Source organism: Nocardia wallacei, assembly GCF_029869545.1.
GTDB lineage: Bacteria > Actinomycetota > Actinomycetes > Mycobacteriales > Mycobacteriaceae > Nocardia > Nocardia wallacei_A.
Window position 1 is genome coordinate 59321 of record NZ_JARWQD010000374.1, and the last position, 17265, is coordinate 76585.

Genomic DNA, 17265 nt, shown 5'->3' on the forward strand with positions numbered 1-17265 from the left:
ACATCACGCCTCCTTGGTCAGGGACCATTCCGGCCCCTCCGGGGTGTCGGTGACCTCGACACCGGCCTCCTTCAACCGATCGCGCACCGCGTCGGCCGTGGCCCAGTCCTTCTCGGCGCGGGCCTGCTGGCGCCGGTCCAGTTCCGCGCGCACCAGGACGTCGAGGGCGTCCAGGGCGGAGGAGGAGTCGGCCGGATTCAGCCAGTGCGGGTCGAGCGGGTCCACGCCGAGAATGCCGAGCATGGCACGCGCCTGCGCCGCCGATTCCCGCGCGATCTCGGTCGCGCCGGACTCCAGGGCCTTGTTTCCCTCGTGCACGACGCGATGAATCTCGGCCAGTGCCCGGGGAATCGCGAGATTGTCGTCGAGCGCCTCCGCGAAGGCGTCGGTCCATTTGCCGACCGGAATCTCCCCGGCGCGCTCGGCCGTGCGCTGCACGAACGCCTCGAGCCGCTGATAGGTCTGGGCGGCGTCGCGCAGCGCCTGATCGGAGTACTCCAGCATCGAGCTGTAGTGCGCGCTGCCCAGATAGAACCGAAGCTCCACGGCCCGAACGTTTTTCAGCACATTGGGCACCGACAGCGTATTGCCCAGCGACTTCGCCATCTTCTCCCCGCCCAGGGTCACCCAGCCGTTGTGCAGCCAGTACCGGGCGAAGCCGTCCCCGGCGGCGCGCGACTGGGCGATCTCGTTCTCGTGGTGCGGGAACACCAGATCCATACCGCCGCAATGGATATCGAATTCGGGTCCGAGATAGAACTCGGCCATGGCCGAGCATTCCAGGTGCCAGCCGGGCCGCCCCGGACCCCACGGCGACGGCCAGGTCGGCTCGCCGGGCTTGGCGGCCTTCCACAGCGTGAAGTCGAGCGGGTCGCGTTTGCCCGCACCGGCACTCTCGCCCTGGTGGACATCGTCGAGCCGATGGCCGGACAACTTGCCGTACTCGGGGTAGCTGCGCACGTCGAAATAGACGTTGCCCTGCGACGGATAGGCGTGGCCGCGCTCGATCAGCCGCTGCATCAGCTCGACCATCTGGGTGATGTGCCCGGTGGCGCGCGGCTCCACCGACGGCGGCAGCACCCCGAGCGCCTCGTAGGCGCGCTGGAAGGCGCGCTCGTGCGTGGCGGCCCATTCCCACCACGGTCGGCCCGCGGCGGCGGCCTTGTTCAGGATCTTGTCCTCGATATCGGTGACGTTGCGGACGAACGCCACATCGTTGCCGTTGGCGACGAGCCAGCGGCGCAGCACGTCGAAGGCGACACCGCTGCGCACGTGACCGATGTGGGGATCGCTCTGCACGGTGGCGCCACACAGATACAACGAAACACGGCCGGGGACCAGCGGCGTGAAATCACGCAGGGTCCGCGTTTCGGTGTCGAACAGGCGCAGAGTCACGACCAGCCATCCTAGCTATGGGCAAAGAGCGAGAGTACGGGCGGTTTATTGCAGGGTACGGGCGCGGGGATCGCGCGCGCATCCGCGGGTGGGACCTGGGTTCAGCGCGAACCCGGACAGTCCTCGGTACAGCGCTGCAGCAGCGCGGTCGCCACCGCCGCCACGCCCTCGCCGCGGCCGGTGAGCCCGAGGCCGTCGGTGGTGGTGCCCGATACCGAGACCGGGGCGCCCAGCAGCTCGCCCAGCACCTGCTGGGCCTCGTCGCGCCGCGGCCCGATCTTGGGCCGGTTGCCGATGACCTGCACGGCGGCGTTGACGATCGCGTAGCCGGATTCGCCGAGCAGCCGCCGCACCTCCTTCAGCATGGCGGCGCCGGAGACGCCCTCCCATTCGGGACGGCCGGTGCCGAACACCGCGCCCACGTCGCCGAGACCGGCGGCCGACAGCAGCGCATCGCAGAGCGCGTGCGCGGCCACATCGCCGTCGGAGTGGCCCGCGCAGCCGCTGTCCCCCTCGAACAGCAGTCCGGCCATCCAGCAGGGGCGGCCGGGTTCGATCGGATGGACGTCGGAACCGATGCCGACGCGAATGCCCGCGAGTTCGCTCACACCGGCACCTCGCGAATATCGCTGTCGGTGAGCAACGTTCGGGCCAGGTGCAGATCGAGCGGGGTCGTGATCTTGAAGGCCCGGGGGTGGCCGGGGATGACCCGCACGCTCGCGCCGAGGAGTTCGACCAGGCCCGCGTCGTCGGTCACGGGGGCCGCGTGGGCGTAGGCCGCACGCAGCAGCGCGGCGTCGAATCCCTGCGGGGTCTGAATGGCGCGCAGGTGCGCGCGATCGGGGGTGCCGGTGACATCGCCGCGCTCGTCGACCGACTTGATCGTGTCGGTCACCGCGACACCCGGGACGACGGCGCGCTGTCCGGCGCGCAGCTCGGCGACCACTCGGGCGATCAGTGCGGGCGGGGTCAGGGCGCGGGCGGCGTCGTGCACCAGGAAATGGTCGGCGTCCGGCGCGGCCGCGATACCGGCGCGCACGGAGTCGGTGCGCTCGGTGCCGCCCGCCACCACGCTCACCGGCACCGGATCATCCGCGGCGCGGCCTGCCGCCCGGGCACGAGTGGCGAGCAGGACCTCCGCCTCGCCGATGAGCTCGGCGGGCACCATGATCACGATACGGTCCACGACCTCGGACGCGATCAGGCCGTCCACAGCGAGTGTGAGCATGGGCCTGCCGCCGACCGGGACGAAGGCCTTGGGCATTGATTCACCCAGGCGAACACCCAAGCCGGCGGCAGGCACCAGCGCCACAACACGACTCTCGTCGTGCGTAGATCTCACGGTCAGGAAGCCGCGGCGAGAACCTCGTCGAGCAGGGTCTCGGCCTTGACATCGTCGGTGCCCTCGGCGAGGGCGAGTTCACCGACGAGGATCTGGCGGGCCTTGGCCAGCATGCGCTTCTCGCCGGCGGACAGGCCGCGATCCTGTTCCCGACGCCACAGGTCACGCACGACCTCGGCCACCTTGTTCACATCGCCGGAGGCGAGCTTCTCCAGGTTGGCCTTGTAGCGGCGGGACCAGTTCGTCGGCTCCTCGGTATGCGGCGCGCGCAATACCTGGAAGACCCGATCGAGACCCTCCTGACCGACGACGTCGCGCACGCCAACGTACTCCGCGTTCTCTGCGGGAACCCGAACGGTGAGGTCGCCCTGTGCGACCTTCAGGACCAGATACTCTTTCTGCACACCCTTGATGGTGCGAGTCTCGATAGCTTCGATCAGCGCCGCTCCGTGGTGGGGGTAAACGACGGTGTCTCCGACCTTAAAAATCATGTGTCCCGTGCCCCTTTCGATGTTCACAGTTTAACATGCGACTCGGTAACGGCGCGATCAACGACGCAGGTCAGGGCCACAACAGGGGAGCGGTGGGGGTTGACAGAACCGCATCGGTGTGCATCCCCTTGTGCCAGAACGGCTTCCGAGTGGCGGCCTACCGCGCCTACCGCCGACTTCTCGTCGCGAGCACCCGAGTGTCGAAGCATAGACCGCCGCGAATCCGGCATCCGGATCGCCCGCCGCGGTGGCAATGACCATAGACACAACACCCGACACGGGGGGTTCGGCGTCAACTACTACTCTCCCTACTACTACTCTGCATCGTGGAGTGAGCCGGTCGACATGGAGGACAACCCGTGACTGCCCTGAATGCCACCACAGCGCCGAAGGCGGCACGGCGTGCCGTGCGTAAGGCGCCGCGCAGTGCCGTTGCCGTCGCAGCCCTCGCCGCGGGCGCGGCCCTCGCGCTGTCCGGCTGTGGCGCGGGTCAGATTTCGCAGACCGCCTCGCAGGTCGCCGCCGTCAACGGCAACAGCGCCGACGTCGGCAACGTGGCGCTGCGCGATGTGCGCATCCTGCTGCCGCAGTCGGAGCAGTACACCAATGCCAAGGGCGGCAAGGCCGTGCTCGCCTTCAGCGCCGTCAACGCGGGCGAGTCGAAGTCCGACGAACTCACCAGCATCACCTCGGATCTGGGCCCGGTGAAGATCACCCCGGCCAGCCCGCAGCTGAAGTTCCAGCAGACCGTGGTCGCCGGACTGACCGCCGAGCACGCGGCCGAGCAGGCCGAACACGGTGATCAGCATGCCGCGCCGACCACCGCCGCGCCGACCGGCTCGGCGGCTCCGACCACCGCCGCGCCGAGCAGCGCCACCGCCTCGACCGCCGCGCACCAGCCGGAGGGGCCCGGTGCCGCGGAACACCCGGCCGAGCCCGGCAAGCCGATCCTGGTCGAGATCACGGGCCTGACCCAGGACGTCACCCCCGGCCTGACCTACAAGGTGACGTTCAACTTCAAGGAGAACGGCACCGTGCAGGTCGACGTCCCCGTCGACGCCGGGCCGGATGCCGCGCGCAAGGAGAGCAAGGCCGCCGAGGGCGCGGGCGAAGGCAAGAGCGGGCACTGACATTTCGGCGGCGCGGCCGTCGCCGAGACATGTGCGCCGATCGTCGGCGCGGCGGGGAGTAGTGGTGTCGTACCCGGTCCTTAGGCTGCGTTCGTGGCCAAGGTGAAGTCGCTGTATCGCTGCTCCGCGTGCGGGCACGAGGTTGCCAAATGGGTGGGGCGGTGTCCGGGGTGTAGCGAGTGGGGGACGGTCGAGGAGACGGCCGCCGCCCCGGCCGCGGCCGCCGCCGGTCGCAAGGCGCTGCTGCCGTCCACCGCGGCGGCGCCCATCTCCACCATCGACTCACAGGTCACCCGGGCGCGGTCGACCGGAGTCGGCGAACTCGACCGGGTGCTCGGCGGGGGCGTCGTGCCGGGGTCGGTGGTGCTGCTGTCCGGTGAACCGGGCGTGGGCAAGTCGACCCTGCTGCTCGAGGTGGCGCATCGGTGGGCCCGCCAGCGCGACGAGCGATCGCTCTACGTGACGGCCGAGGAGTCGGCGGGGCAGGTGAAGCTGCGCGCCGACCGCACCGGCGCGGTCCACGAAAGGGTCTATCTGGCAGCCGAATCCGATCTCGCGACCATCCTCGGTCACGTCGAGCAGGTGCGGCCCAGCCTGCTGGTGGTGGATTCGGTGCAGACCATGCTCGCCGCCGACGCCGACGGGGTGATCGGCGGCGTCACCCAGGTGCGCGCGGTGACCGCGGCGCTCACCTCACTGGCGAAGGCGAGCGGGATCGCGGTGCTGCTGGTCGGCCACGTCACCAAGGACGGCAATGTGGCCGGGCCCCGCACCCTGGAGCATCTGGTGGACGTGGTCCTGCAGTTCGAGGGTGACCGGCATTCCACGCTGCGCATGGTGCGCGGGCTCAAGAACCGCTTCGGCAGCGCCGACGAGGTGGGCTGCTTCGAACTGCACGAGGACGGAATCGCCGGGGTGCCCGACCCTTCCGGGCTGTTCCTGCACCATCGTGCCGAGCCGGTGCCGGGGACGGCGATCACGGTCGCCATGGACGGTAAGCGCCCGCTGCTGGGCGAGGTGCAGGGCCTGACCGTCGAAACCCAGATCCCGACCCCGCGCCGCGCGGTGAGCGGACTCGACTACAACCGGGTCGCGATGGTGCTGGCCGTGCTGCAGAGCCGCTGCGGGGTATCGCTCGGCAAGGCCGACGTCTACGCGGCGACGGTCGGCGGCATGCGGTTGTCCGAACCCGCCGCGGATCTGGCGATCGCGCTGGCGCTCACCGGCGCCGCGCGGGACCGGCCGCTGCGCGCGGGGATGGTGATCCTCGGCGAGGTCGGCCTGGCCGGCGAGGTGCGGCGCGTCACGGGGCTCGGGCGTCGACTGGCCGAGGCGGAGCGATTAGGTTTCACGGAGGCGTTGGTGCCGCCGGGCGTGGACCTCTCGGGTATCGCCATGAAGGTGCACGAGGTGGCGGATGTGCGGGCGGCCATCGCCCGAGGTCTGCAGAAGCGAAGTCGCGAGCGTGCGGAGGCTGCCGAATGAACCCGGGCCGGTGGGTCACCAACCTGCTGGGCAGGCCCGCGCCGCGGTCGGACGGCGATCCACGGGCGCGCGAGGCGGGTTCCGGACAGTCGATACGGGGGAGCGCGATGACAGGGCGGGAGACGGCGACACCGGAGGCCGCGCCGGACATGATCGCGCGCCTGGTCCCCGGAACGGCACTGCGCGACGGTATCGACCGGATCCTGCTGGCGCGCACCGGTGCGCTGATCGTGCTGGGCTACGACGAGGCGGTCGAGCGGATCTGCGACGGCGGTTTCGAGCTGGATGTGGAATTCTCGCCGACCCGCCTGCGCGAGCTGTCGAAAATGGACGGCGCCGTGGTGCTTTCGACCGACGGCACGCACATCCGCCGGGCCAATGTGCACCTGGTGCCGGATCCGGCGCTGCCGACCGAGGAGTCGGGCACCCGGCACAAGGCCGCCGAGCGCACCGCCGCGCAGACCGGCCACCCCGTGGTGTCGGTGAGCCGATCGACCGGAATCGTCACGGTGTACGCCTCCGGCACCCGGCGGGTGGTCCAGCCGTCGGAGATCATCCTCTCGCGGGCCAACCAGGCCATGGCGACCCTGGAGCGCTACCGGTCCCGGCTGGACGAGATGACCCGGCAGCTGTCGCTGGTGGAGCTGGAGGACTACGTGACGCTGCGCGACGTGCTGACCGTCGTGCACTGCCTGGAACTGATCCGGCGGGTCGCCCGCGAGATCGACTCGGATGTCGGCGAACTCGGTGTCGACGGCCGCCAGCTGGCGCTGCAGCTGGCCGAGGTGGTGGGCAACACCGAGGGTGTGCGCCGCCTGGTGGTGCGCGACTACCTGCGTGCCGACCCGGTCGACGACGCCGCGATCGACCGGGCCCTGGCGGGGCTGGACGAACTGCTCGAGGTGGAACTGCTGGAGCCCACGAATCTGGCTCCGCCGCTGGGCTTTCCGGCGACCATCGAGGCCCTCGACACCGGCGTCAGCCCGCGCGGCTATCGGCTGCTCGCCGAGCTTCCCAGGGTCTCGCTGCACGCGGTGGAGCCGCTGGTCTCGGCGTTCGGGTCGCTGCCCGGGCTGCTGTCGGCGACCACGGCCGACCTCGAGGCCGTCGACGAGGTGGACGCCCTGTTCGCGCGCCAGGTCCGGGAGGGGCTGTCCCGGCTGGCCGAGTCCGGCAGCGTGTAGCTAGCCGGTGATATTGAACGTCTCCGGCGCGCTGCGAACCGAACCCAGTTGCGCGACAACCGCGTACGCGCCCGGCGGGACCTTCACCCGCTCGCCCGCGCAGCCCGGCTGCGAGGTCGTGCCGGACCAGGTGAGCGTGAACGCCGCCTGCTCGCCGCCCTTGAGGGTGCGCATATCGGCGGGGCCGCCCTGATCGCAGTCGGTGTTGGACCACAGCCGGCGCTGGCCGTCGAGCGACTGCACCGTGACCTGCTGCATCCCCGAACCCATATCGCGCTGACAGGCGGAGGTGGAGATATTGGTGGCGACGATGCCGAACACCGGCTGCTCGCCCGGTTTGTAGGTGGGCTGCCCGACCGTCACCTTGACCGCCACCGACTGATCCGGACACGCGGGCGCGGTACCGCCGGCGGTGGCACCGGCGGACGTGGACTGCGGGGTGCTCGATTCGGACGTGCCGGAGTTCGCGGCGGCCTGGGTCGCGGTCACCGAGGTCGAGGACGCCGCGGCGCCCGCGTCCTTGTCGTCACCGCCGCCGCGCAGCAGCATGACGGCCAGCCAGATCACCAGCACCAGGGCGATGACCAGGGCCGCGATGGCGAACAGGCGGCGGCGCCAGTAGATCTCCGGAGGGAGCGGTCCGTTCGGTTCCAGCACGCAACAACGGTAAGGGCACGATCGGGTACGCCCCGCTCAGCGCCCCGGCGTGTCGGGGCGGAAGTGGCAGCGGCGCCGGGTACATTTCCGCGGCTGCGCTCAGGCCACCTCGCCGATGGTTCCGACCGCGCGGTGCAGCTTCACCTTGCCGTCCTCGAGTTTGTATGTGACACAGGCGATTGCGCATTCGCCGGTGGCCACGCGCTGCGAAATGATCATCGACCGCTGCATCAGCAATCGGCTGGTTTCCACCACGTGGCGGGCCTCGAGCTCGTCGACCCCCGTGAGCCCCTCGCGCCGCCCGATCAGGATCGAGGGGGTGACCCGCTCGACCACGCTGCGGATGAATCCGCCGGGGACATCGCCGCCGTCGAGGGCGTCGATGGTCGCCCGCACGGCGCCGCAGCTGTCGTGGCCGAGCACCACGATCAGCGGGACGTGCAGCACCTCGACGCCGTACTCGATGGATCCGAGGACCGAGGAGTCGACGACGTGACCCGCGGTGCGCACCACGAACATATCGCCGAGCCCCTGGTCGAAGATGATCTCCGCGGCGACGCGGGAGTCCCCGCACCCGAACAGAATCGCCGACGGCTGCTGACCGGCGACGAGCTTGGCCCGGTCGGCCGCACCCTGACTAGGATGTTGCAGCGTGCCGTTGACGAACCTGTCGTTGCCCTCACGCAGGGCCTTCCAGGCACTGACCGGGTTGGTGTGTGGCATGCGTCCCATTTTCCACGGGAGTGCCCGCGCGTGAGTATCGATACCGACACCCTCATCGAGTGGTACCGGGAGACCGCCCGCGACCTGCCGTGGCGGCGCCCCGGGGTGACGGCGTGGCAGATCCTGATGAGCGAGATCATGCTGCAGCAGACGCCGGTGGTGCGGGTGGAGCCGATCTGGCGGGAGTGGGTGGCGCGCTGGCCGGTGCCCTCGGCGATGGCGGCCGCCTCGCAGGGCGAGGTGCTGCGCGCCTGGGGCAAGCTCGGATATCCGCGGCGGGCGCTGCGGTTGCACGAATGCGCCCGGGTGCTGGCCGCCGAGCACGGGGACGAGGTGCCCGCCGACGTCGAGGTGCTGCTGGGGCTGCCCGGCATCGGCGCCTACACCGCGCGGGCGGTGGCGTGTTTCGCCTATGGACAGCGAGTTCCGGTGGTGGACACCAATGTCCGCCGGGTGGTCGCGCGCGCGGTGCACGGCCGCGCGGAGGCCGGTAATCCGGCGGCTCGCGACCTGGCCGACACCGAGGCCCTGCTGCCTGCCCGGATCGACCGGGCCGCAACGCTTTCCGCGGCCCTGATGGAGCTGGGCGCGACGGTGTGCACGGCCCGCAACCCCGACTGCGCCCGCTGCCCCCTGCCGCGCTGCGCCTGGGTATCCGCGGGCCGTCCGGCCTCGGAGGTGGTGCGCCGCACCCAGAAATACGACGGCACCGACCGCCAGGCCCGCGGCCGCCTGCTCGACGTGCTGCGCAACGCCACCGGCCCGGTCGAGCGAATCGCCCTGGACCTCGCCTGGACCCGCGACCCAGGCCAACGCGCCCGCGCCCTCGACTCCCTACTCGTCGACGGCCTCATCGAACAAACCCCCGACGGCCTCTTCGCCCTCGCAGGCGAGGGCGGCACCTGACCACCCTTCCTGCACCCCCTGCCCGTTCCCGCACGGGCTCCAGGGCCCTGCAAGGGGTGCGTGAGCACGCAGGGGGTGCGAGGGGGTCAGGCGGGGACGAGGGTGGGGGCCGGGCGGCGGGTGCGGGGGCCGATGAGGCGGCAGAGGAGGTAGAGGGTGAAGGCTATGGCGGTGATGAAGGTGGAGACCGGGACGCCGGGGGCCAGGGACAGCAGGATGCCGCCGACCGCCGAGATCTCGGCGAAGACGATGGCCAGCACCGTGGCGCGCACCGGGTCCGCGGTGACCCGGGCGGCGGCCGCGGCGGGCGTGATCAGCAGCGACAGCACCAGCAGCGCGCCGACGATCTGGACGCCGAAGGCGGCCGTGATGCCGAGCAGCACGGCGAACACCACCGACAGCGCGCGCACCGGAACCCCGCGGGCGCGGGCGACCTCCGGATCGGTGCTGGCGAACAGCAGCGGGCGGTAGACGATCGCCAGGACCGCGAGCACGGCCACCGAGCACACGGTCAGCATGGTCAGGCCGCCGTTGCCGACGCTGACGACCTGCCCGGTCAGCAGCGAGAACTTCGATCCGGCGCGGCTGGGGCCCAGCCACAGGAACAGCACCGACAGCCCCAGCCCGAACGACAGCACCACCGCGATCACCGAATCGCGTTCCCGCGCCCGCGAACCCAGCAGTCCGAACAGCACGGCCGCGACCACCGATCCGGCGATCGCGCCGAGCCCGACCCCGACCCCGGCCAGCAGCGCCGCCGCCGCGCCGGTCAGGGACAGCTCACTGGTGCCGTGCACCGCGAACGACATCTGGCGGCTCACGATCAGCGGCCCGATGGCGCCCGCCAGCAGGCCGAGCAGCGCCGCCGCCAGGATCGCCTGCTGCACGAAGTCGTAGGACAGCAGATTGGCCGTGGTGTGGAAATCGAACATCTTGGTGAAGACGTCGGACAGCTTGTCGATCACGCGCGCACCTCGTCGCTGTGGCAGTGCCCGCCCGCGACGCCGAGCGCGTCCATGGTGTCTCCCGTGCCGACCACGACCAGCCGCCCGCGCACCCGCAGCACGTCCACTTCGGTGCGGTACAGCTCCGACAGCACCTGCGAGGTCATCACCTCGTCCGGCGTGCCGATCCGGAACTTCCCGTCGACCAGGTACAGCACCCGATCCACCAGCGGCAGAATCGGATTGATCTCGTGGGTCACGAACAGCACGGCGGTGTCGTGCTCGCGGCGGCGCTTGTCGATGAGTTCGGACACCAGCCGCTGATTGGCCAGGTCCAGGCTCAGCAGCGGTTCGTCGCACAGCAGCACCCGCGGGTCGCCCACCAGCGCCTGCGCCACGCGCAGCCGCTGCTGCTCGCCGCCGGACAGCGATTCCAGCGGGGCGTGCGCGTACCGCTCGGCGCCGACCTGCGCCACCGCGTCGGCGACCTTGCGCCGCCGCTGTTTGCGCCCGCGCCAGCCCAGTCCCCAGCGGTGCCCGTCGACGCCCAGCCCGACGAGGTCGACGCCGCGCAACTGCACGCCGCTGTCGATCGTCTTCTGTTGCGGCACATAGCCGATGTGCGGATTCCCTACCCGCGCAGGCGAACCCGCCACCTCGACGCTGCCGTCCGTCGGCTGCAGCTGGCCCAGCAGCATGCGCAACAGTGAGGTCTTGCCGGATCCGTTCGGCCCGAGCACCGCGATGAACTCACCCGGCGCGACCTCCAGATCGAGCCCCTGCCACAGCGTCCGCTCCCCGAACGACAGGTGCGCATTCCGCAGTCGCACAGCGGGTTCGGCGGCGCGGATGAGGTCTCGGTTGTCGAGTAGCACCGGCTCGGTCGGTACAACCCGTTCGGTGGCGCGGACCTTCCCCGGCATCGGCAACTCCTGTCGTCAGCCCAGGGCCTTGGCGAGTGCCTGGGCGTTTCCGGTCTGCCATCCGATGTAATCGGTGCCCTCGGGCAGGGTTTCGGTCACCTCGACCACCGGCACCCCGGCGGCCCTCGCGGATTCGGCGACGTCCTTGGTGGTCTTGTCCTCGGTCTGCACGTTGTAGATCAGGGCGCGAACCTGCTTGGCGGTCAGCAGATCACGCACGGCGGCCACATCGGCGGGCGCGGGATCGGTGCCCTGCTCGACGGCCTCCTCGAACCCGTGCGGGGTGCGGTCCTCGGCGCCCGCGGCCAGCAGCAGGTAGTGGGCGAGCGGCTCGGTCTGCAGCACCGGCGACTTCGGGTGCGTGGTCGCGATCTGGGTGGTGACGGCGCCGATCTCCCGCAGCTTGCCGCGGAAGGCGTCGGCGCGCTCGGTGTAGGCCTGGGCGTGTTCGGAGTCCTGCGCGCCCAGGTCGGCCGCGATCTTCGCGGCGACCGCGTCGACGGTCGGCACGTCGTACCAGACGTGCTCGTTCTCGTCGCCCTTGTCGGATTTCAGCTCGAACGCGTTGATGGTGGGTTTGCTGCGGCCCTCGGCGGCCTTCTCGGCAAACTCGTCGTAGTGCCCGCCGTTGACGATGACCAGCGCGGCATCGCGGATATCGGCGGCGTCGGTGGGCGTGGTCTGGTATTCGTGCGGATCGTCGGTCGGGCTGTCGATGATGGACTTCACCTCGGCGTCCGGCCCGGCGATCGCGGCCGCGATGCTGCCCCAGACATTCGTCGAGGCGACGACGGTGAGTTTGCTCGAATCATCGGAGCTGCCGCAGGCGGTCAGCCCCGCCGCGGCCGCGACCCCCACCGCGACGGCAGCTACTCGGAAGGCGAAACTACTGGTCACGCGGGGGTACTCCTGACACGCACTAACGGAAACGATTTCCATTTAAATGTAGCGCACGTGTCCATGTCCACCGGCATCGATATGCCCGATTCCGCTGTGAAGCCGAACACGGAGCATGACGCCTCGTTCCGGGCGGCCCTTCCTTTCCCGGTCCCGCCGGGCGGTCCTTCCTTTTCCTGAAACGAAGGACCGCCCGTGCTGAGTATTCGCCTCAGCTCTGGGCCAGCGCCGGAACCGGCTGACTCAGCAACTGCGCGCAGCGCAGCAAACCGAGGTGGCTGTAGGCCTGCGGATGGTTGCCCAGGGACCGCTCGGCGACCGGGTCGTATTCCTCGCTGAGCAGCCCGGTCGGCCCGGCCACGTCCACCAGCTGCGCGAACAGCGCCTCGGCATCGGAACGCTTGCCGATCAGCAGGTACGCCTCCACCAGCCACGCGGCGCACAGGTGGAAGCCGCCCTCACCGCCGGGCAGGCCGTCGTCGTGGTGGTAGCGGTACACCGTGGACCCGCTGCGCAGCTCCGCCTCGGTGGCCACGACGGTGGCGGCGAAGCGCGGATCCGACGGTTCGATCAGCCCGCTCAGCCCGATGTGCAGGGTCGCCGCGTCCAGGTCGGTGCCGTCGTAGGCCGCGGTGTAGGACTGCACCTCGTCGTTCCAGCCCTTGGTGCGGACCTCGTCGGCGATGGTGTCGCGCAGCTCCAGCCAGGCCGTATCGACCATGCGGTGGAACTTCTCCGCCAGCCGCAAGGCGCGGTCGACGGTCAGCCAGCCCATCACCTTCGAGTACACGTGGTGGCGCGGGTTGCCGCGGATCTCCCAGATGCCGTGATCGGGTTCGCGCCAGCGCCGCTGCACCGCGGACACCATGGCGTGCACCAACTCCCAGTCCCGGTCCGGCAGCGCCTTGGCGGGATCGGTGATGCCCTTGCGTTCGCGCGCGTCCGCGAGGCCCGCGATGAGGTCCACGATGGGCCCGAACACGTCGAGCTGGACCTGCATATTGGCCGCGTTGCCGACCCGGACCGGCCGCGAACCCGCGTAGCCGGGCAGCTGATCGAGCACGGCCTCGGGACCCAGCGTCTCCCCGTAGAGGGTGTACAGCGGGTGCAGGCGCTCCGGCCCGGCCAGCGTCTCCAGCACCCGGTGCACCCATTCGAGGAACTCCTCGGCCTCGGTGAGCGAGCCGAGCGCGACCAGCGCGTGCGCGGTCAGCGAGGCATCGCGCAGCCAGCAGTAGCGGTAGTCCCAGTTGCGCACGCCGCCGATGTCCTCCGGCAGCGAGGTGGTGGCCGCGGCCATGATCGAACCCGAGGGTGCGTGCACCAGCCCGCGCAGCGTGAGCGCGGACCGCTTCATCAGATCCGGTTTCAGCGGCGGCAGTTCGAGTTCCGCCGCCCAGTCGCGCCAGTAGCGTTCGGCCTCGCGGCGCCGCTCCGGCTCGGCCACCATGGCCGGTGCGAGATCGGAGGTGCCGCAGCGCATTTCCAGCACCACCGGCCCGTGCGAGGCGTCGATGACGGCGCGCGCGGTCTGATGGATACCCTCCTCGACGATCTGCCACTGCACACCGGGCGAGCGCAGCACGATCGGATCGTTGGTGCCGTGCACGCGCAGTCCGGCGGGCTCGACCTCGAGATTGACCGGGACCTGGCCGAATTCGGGGCGCGGCGCGAAGGTCACCACGGCCTTGGCATCGCCGGTGATCACCCGGGTCAGATCGGTGCGCTCGGGCGGCACGTCGTGCGGCAGGTAGTCGACGACCTGCAAGCTGGCCCAACGGGTTTCGACGGTCATGGTGCCGTCGACGTAGCGCTGCGACAGCGGCAGCCCGGGGCGCTCCGGCGCGATGGTGAAATGCCCGGCCTGCGGTCCGCCGAGCAGGTGGGCGAACACGGCGGCCGAATCCGGTTCCGGGTGGCAGAACCAGGTGACGGTGCCGTCGGGGGTGACCAGTGCCTTGGAGCGGGGGCCGGCCAGCATGGTCAGCCGCTCGATTCGAGGGGCCGAGGCACCGGCCAGCCAGGTGCGCCGCTCTTCGAGCAGGAACGCCAGGGCCTTGGCCACCTCCTCGGTGCTGGCCACGCGGTATCCGGCGAGGCTCTCGCCGTCGCCCACCTTGATGCCCACATCGGGGCCCGACAGCCGCGCGAACGCCTTCTCGTCGGTGACGTCGTCGCCGAAGAAGACCGCCGCCGAGGCGCCCTCCTGATGCCGGATGATGTCGAGGGCGGCGCCCTTGTCGGTCTGGATGACCGCGAGTTCGATGACCTCCTTGCCCTCGGTCACCTGCACGCCCACCCAGCTGGCGGGGCCCTGCCGCGCCTGCTGCAGCGCACGGCGGCCCACCTCGGGGGCGGCATTGCGCACGTGCAGGGCGACGCTGGCCGGTTTGATCTCCACCGCCGCGCCGGGATTGTCCGCCGCGATCCGGCTCAGCCCGCTCTGCACCTCCTGCAGCAGCTGTTTGGCGTCGTTGTCGATGGCATGGACGAAGCCGACGTCGAATTCCGAACCGTGACTTCCGATCAGCTGCACCTCGACCGGGAGCCGGGACAGTGCCGCGAGATCTCGCAGCGCCCGGCCGGAGATGACAGCCGCGGTGGTCGCGGTCAGTCCGGCGAGCGCCCGCAGCGCGCTCACCGATTCCCGATGGGGATAGGCCTTCGCCGGGTCCGACACGATGGGCGCGATGGTCCCGTCGTAGTCCGAGGCGACAAGCAGCCGTGGCATGCGGGCTACTGCCGCCAACGCACGGCGAAGTTCCTGTGACAGATCCTCAGCGCTCACGCGTCCAACCTATAGATCGGAGGAGAATTTTCAGGGCGCGAGAAACTCTACTGGGTGAGGTTTGCTCGCCGGTTCGCGCAGTGATACGAGACGTTTACGTTTGCCTCGCCGTGCGCATCCCTGATTGTGCGGTCTCCTGCCGTACGTTAGCTGGTTTGCCACGCGGGACACCGGGCAAATATTACGCCGATTCGGCCCCGAGCAGCAGGTCAACGGTGAGTTCGAGACGCTCTGTGACGTCCGTCGCGGAGGCGCGCCGGGTGAGCCACGCGACCAGATTCGACAGCCACACGTCACTGATCACCCGCGCGATGGCGAGGTCGCGATCCGAGGGCTCGTCGTCGTTCATGGCGCGGGCGAAGAAGCGGTCCATCACCCGTCCGACCCGGTCGACCTCGGCGGCCGCGGAGGCGTCGGCGAACATGAACGCGCGCGTCATCGCCTCGGTCAGCAGCGGGTCGCGCTGCATGGCCCGGGTGACCTGGGTGAGCAGCAGATGCATGCGTTCCCTGGGGGATTGCCCCGCCAGCGGTTTGCGTTTGCTCTCGAACTGCTCGAATTCCCGTGCCAGCGCGGACACCAGCAGGTGCACCTTGGACGGGAAGTATCGGTACAGGGTTCCGACGGCGACGTCGGCGCGCTCGGCGACCGCGCGCATCTGGACCGCGTCGTAGCCGCCCTTGGAGGCCAGGGCGAGGGTCGCGTCGAGGATGCGCTTGCGGCGCTCGCGCTGCGCGGCCGAGCTCAGCTCGTCCTCGCTGAGTGTGGTCACCGGTGTGGCACGCGGGCGGTTTCCGTTCCGTGCCCCTGTGCCGACGGCGGGGCTTCCGGGTTCCTGCTTTGTCGCGGCTGTCCCGGCGGTGTCGTCTCGTGCCCGTCCCGTCGCTGATCCCGCGGGGTCGGCTGACTGCTCTCGGGAGGGACTGGCCATTGGTGAGAGTCCTTTCCTGCAAACGTCGTGTCGCGCCGGTTGCCGTCGGTGCCGCTGTGACGGACCGTGTCTTGACTTCCGCCCGGCTCGAATATTAGAACATGTTCTAGGTGTGGGAGTCACGCCGGAAAGGCGGTATGGAGTGTGACCATCGCCACCACTGACGAGCATAAAGCCGTTCAGGAGTCGATGCGCGGATGGGCCGCGACGGTACGCCCGATTGCAACCATGCGCAGCGGCGATCCGGGATTCTGGCGCGAATTCTGGCCGAGTCTGGTCGGACTCGGCATCTTCCGCGTCGCCCTGCCCGAAGCCGCCGGTGGCGCCGACGGATCCGTGAACGACCTGGCGGTTCTGATCGAACAGGCCGCGCACGATCTGGTGGGCGGACCGGTCTCGGCGACCGCGCTCACCGGCCTCATTACCGGCGGAGCCCTGGACGAGGATACGCCCGCGGGCATCGCCCTGGGCGACCCGGTTGCGGTGCCGGGCAACGGGTCCGGTGAGTGGGTGCTGACCGGCACCTGGGAGACGGTGCTGGGCGCGGCCCCGGGAACCGCCGTCCTGCTGCCGGTCTCCTCCGCGTCACGGCAGGTGTGGTGCCTGGTCGAACCGGAGGCCGAGGGGCTGCGGATCGAGGAGTTGCCCCCGCTGGATCCGAGTACGCCGCTGGCGCGCGTGCACTGCGACGGCGTACGGGTCTCCGCCGAGCGAATCTTCCAACCCCCCTGTGCGGTAAGGGATTTGACCGCCGCGCTGGTGGCCGCGGAGCTGGCCGGGGTAGCCGGTTGGTGTCTGGAGACGGCGACCGAGTACGCGAAGGTGCGCGAGCAGTTCGGGCGCCGGATCGGTGAATTCCAGGCGGTCAAGCATCTCTGCGCGGGCATGCTGTGCCGGGTCGAGCAGATTCGCGCGGTCGCCGCCGACGCCGCCGCGGCCGTCGACAATCGCAGCGACGAACTGCCGCTGGCCGCCGCCATCGCGATGTCGATCTCGCTGGACGCGGCCGTCGAGACTGCCAAGGACTGCATACAGGTACTCGGCGGCATCGGATTCACCTGGGAGCACGACGCCCACCTGTACCTGCGCCGCGCGGTCGCCCTGCGCCAACTGCTGGGCGGTGCCGCACCCTGGCGGGCCCGCGTGACCGACCTGGTCCGGGCAGGGATGCGCCGCACCGTCGGCCTGGACCTGGGCGTCGACTTCCCGTCGCATTCCCGGCATGCCGGAAATTCGGAAAGTTCGCAGGCCGAAGCGGCGGCGTGGGAGGCCGTGGGGTTGGAGGCGGCCGAAGCCGTCGAACTCGCCGCGGATCTGGCCCGCATTGCCGCACTGCCTGTCGAGCAGCAGCGCGACGCCCTCGTGGATACCGGCCTGCTGGCCCCGCACTGGCCGCGGCCCGACCGCCGCGGGGCGGGGCCGCGACCGCGCCCGGCGAAGGATGTACAGGTGCGGGGCGCCGGCAAAAC

At 70.4% G+C, this 17265-nt stretch carries 16 protein-coding genes; 5 read left to right on the plus strand and 11 right to left on the minus strand.

Translation table 11 applies throughout. From position 1 onward, the window contains the following. Positions 1-3: 3 nt before the first annotated feature. The 4 genes from cysS to carD form a co-directional block, all read right to left on the minus strand. Entirely contained in the window at positions 4-1395 is a 1392-nt protein-coding gene (cysS, locus tag QH290_RS34950; protein ID WP_280269418.1) for a cysteine--tRNA ligase, read from the minus strand. A gap of 101 nt (positions 1396-1496) precedes the next feature. Next, the gene (gene ispF, locus QH290_RS34955; RefSeq protein WP_280269464.1) at positions 1497-1985 is read right to left on the minus strand and encodes a 2-C-methyl-D-erythritol 2,4-cyclodiphosphate synthase; all 489 of its coding nucleotides are present in this window, start codon (positions 1983-1985) and stop codon (positions 1497-1499) included. A gap of 14 nt (positions 1986-1999) precedes the next feature. Beyond that, positions 2000-2659, minus strand: a complete 660-nt coding sequence (ispD, locus tag QH290_RS34960; protein ID WP_425301878.1) for a 2-C-methyl-D-erythritol 4-phosphate cytidylyltransferase — start codon at positions 2657-2659, stop codon at positions 2000-2002. An 80-nt stretch (positions 2660-2739) separates the two neighbouring features. Next, the gene (gene carD, locus QH290_RS34965; RefSeq protein ID WP_019931623.1) at positions 2740-3228 is read right to left on the minus strand and encodes an RNA polymerase-binding transcription factor CarD; all 489 of its coding nucleotides are present in this window, start codon (positions 3226-3228) and stop codon (positions 2740-2742) included. Between the two features lie 359 nt (positions 3229-3587). Here carD and QH290_RS34970 point away from each other — a divergent pair, with 359 nt between their 5' ends. The 3 genes from QH290_RS34970 (at position 3588) to disA (ending at position 7027) form a co-directional block, all read left to right on the plus strand. After that, a complete protein-coding gene (locus QH290_RS34970; RefSeq protein WP_425303687.1) occupies positions 3588-4358 on the plus strand; it encodes a copper chaperone PCu(A)C domain-containing protein in 771 nt (256 codons plus the stop codon). Positions 4359-4451: 93 nt separating this feature from the next. Next, entirely contained in the window at positions 4452-5843 is a 1392-nt protein-coding gene (gene radA / locus QH290_RS34975) for a DNA repair protein RadA (protein WP_280269416.1), read from the plus strand. 107 nt (positions 5844-5950) lie between these two features. Further along, positions 5951-7027 carry a DNA integrity scanning diadenylate cyclase DisA gene (gene disA / locus QH290_RS34980; protein ID WP_280387632.1) on the plus strand — a complete coding sequence of 359 codons (1077 nt, stop codon included), beginning with the start codon at positions 5951-5953 and terminating at the stop codon, positions 7025-7027. Here the strand turns inward: disA and QH290_RS34985 are convergent, their stop codons facing one another. Both QH290_RS34985 and QH290_RS34990 read right to left on the minus strand, forming a co-directional pair. After that, positions 7028-7684: a hypothetical protein gene (locus QH290_RS34985; protein WP_280269415.1), complete on the minus strand. Its 657-nt coding sequence runs from the start codon at positions 7682-7684 to the stop codon at positions 7028-7030. A 99-nt stretch (positions 7685-7783) separates the two neighbouring features. Next, complete coding sequence (locus QH290_RS34990; protein WP_280269414.1) at positions 7784-8407, minus strand: carbonic anhydrase; 624 nt, start codon at positions 8405-8407, stop codon at positions 7784-7786. Positions 8408-8437: 30 nt separating this feature from the next. On the opposite strand from QH290_RS34990, the gene QH290_RS34995 reads away from it, so the two are divergent. Next, a complete protein-coding gene (locus QH290_RS34995) occupies positions 8438-9313 on the plus strand; it encodes an HhH-GPD family protein (RefSeq protein ID WP_280269413.1) in 876 nt (291 codons plus the stop codon). Between the two features lie 86 nt (positions 9314-9399). On the opposite strand, the gene QH290_RS35000 is transcribed toward QH290_RS34995, so the two are convergent. From QH290_RS35000 to kstR, 5 genes are all read right to left on the minus strand, one after another. Then, positions 9400-10278: a metal ABC transporter permease gene (locus tag QH290_RS35000; RefSeq protein WP_280387616.1), complete on the minus strand. Its 879-nt coding sequence runs from the start codon at positions 10276-10278 to the stop codon at positions 9400-9402. Continuing rightward, positions 10275-11180 (minus strand): metal ABC transporter ATP-binding protein, encoded by a 906-nt coding sequence (locus tag QH290_RS35005; RefSeq protein ID WP_280269411.1) that lies wholly within the window; start codon positions 11178-11180, stop codon positions 10275-10277. The genes QH290_RS35000 and QH290_RS35005 overlap by 4 nt, the downstream gene beginning before the upstream one ends. 15 nt (positions 11181-11195) lie before the next feature. Beyond that, positions 11196-12077 carry a metal ABC transporter solute-binding protein, Zn/Mn family gene (locus tag QH290_RS35010; protein ID WP_280269410.1) on the minus strand — a complete coding sequence of 294 codons (882 nt, stop codon included), beginning with the start codon at positions 12075-12077 and terminating at the stop codon, positions 11196-11198. A gap of 211 nt (positions 12078-12288) precedes the next feature. Then, complete coding sequence (gene otsB / locus QH290_RS35015) at positions 12289-14865, minus strand: trehalose-phosphatase (RefSeq protein WP_280269409.1); 2577 nt, start codon at positions 14863-14865, stop codon at positions 12289-12291. A 181-nt stretch (positions 14866-15046) separates the two neighbouring features. Then, positions 15047-15637, minus strand: a complete 591-nt coding sequence (kstR, locus tag QH290_RS35020; protein WP_280269408.1) for a cholesterol catabolism transcriptional regulator KstR — start codon at positions 15635-15637, stop codon at positions 15047-15049. Between the two features lie 348 nt (positions 15638-15985). Here kstR and QH290_RS35025 point away from each other — a divergent pair. Further along, positions 15986-17265 (plus strand): acyl-CoA dehydrogenase family protein (locus QH290_RS35025; RefSeq protein WP_280387618.1); only part of this gene is annotated, 1280 nt, incomplete at its 3' end.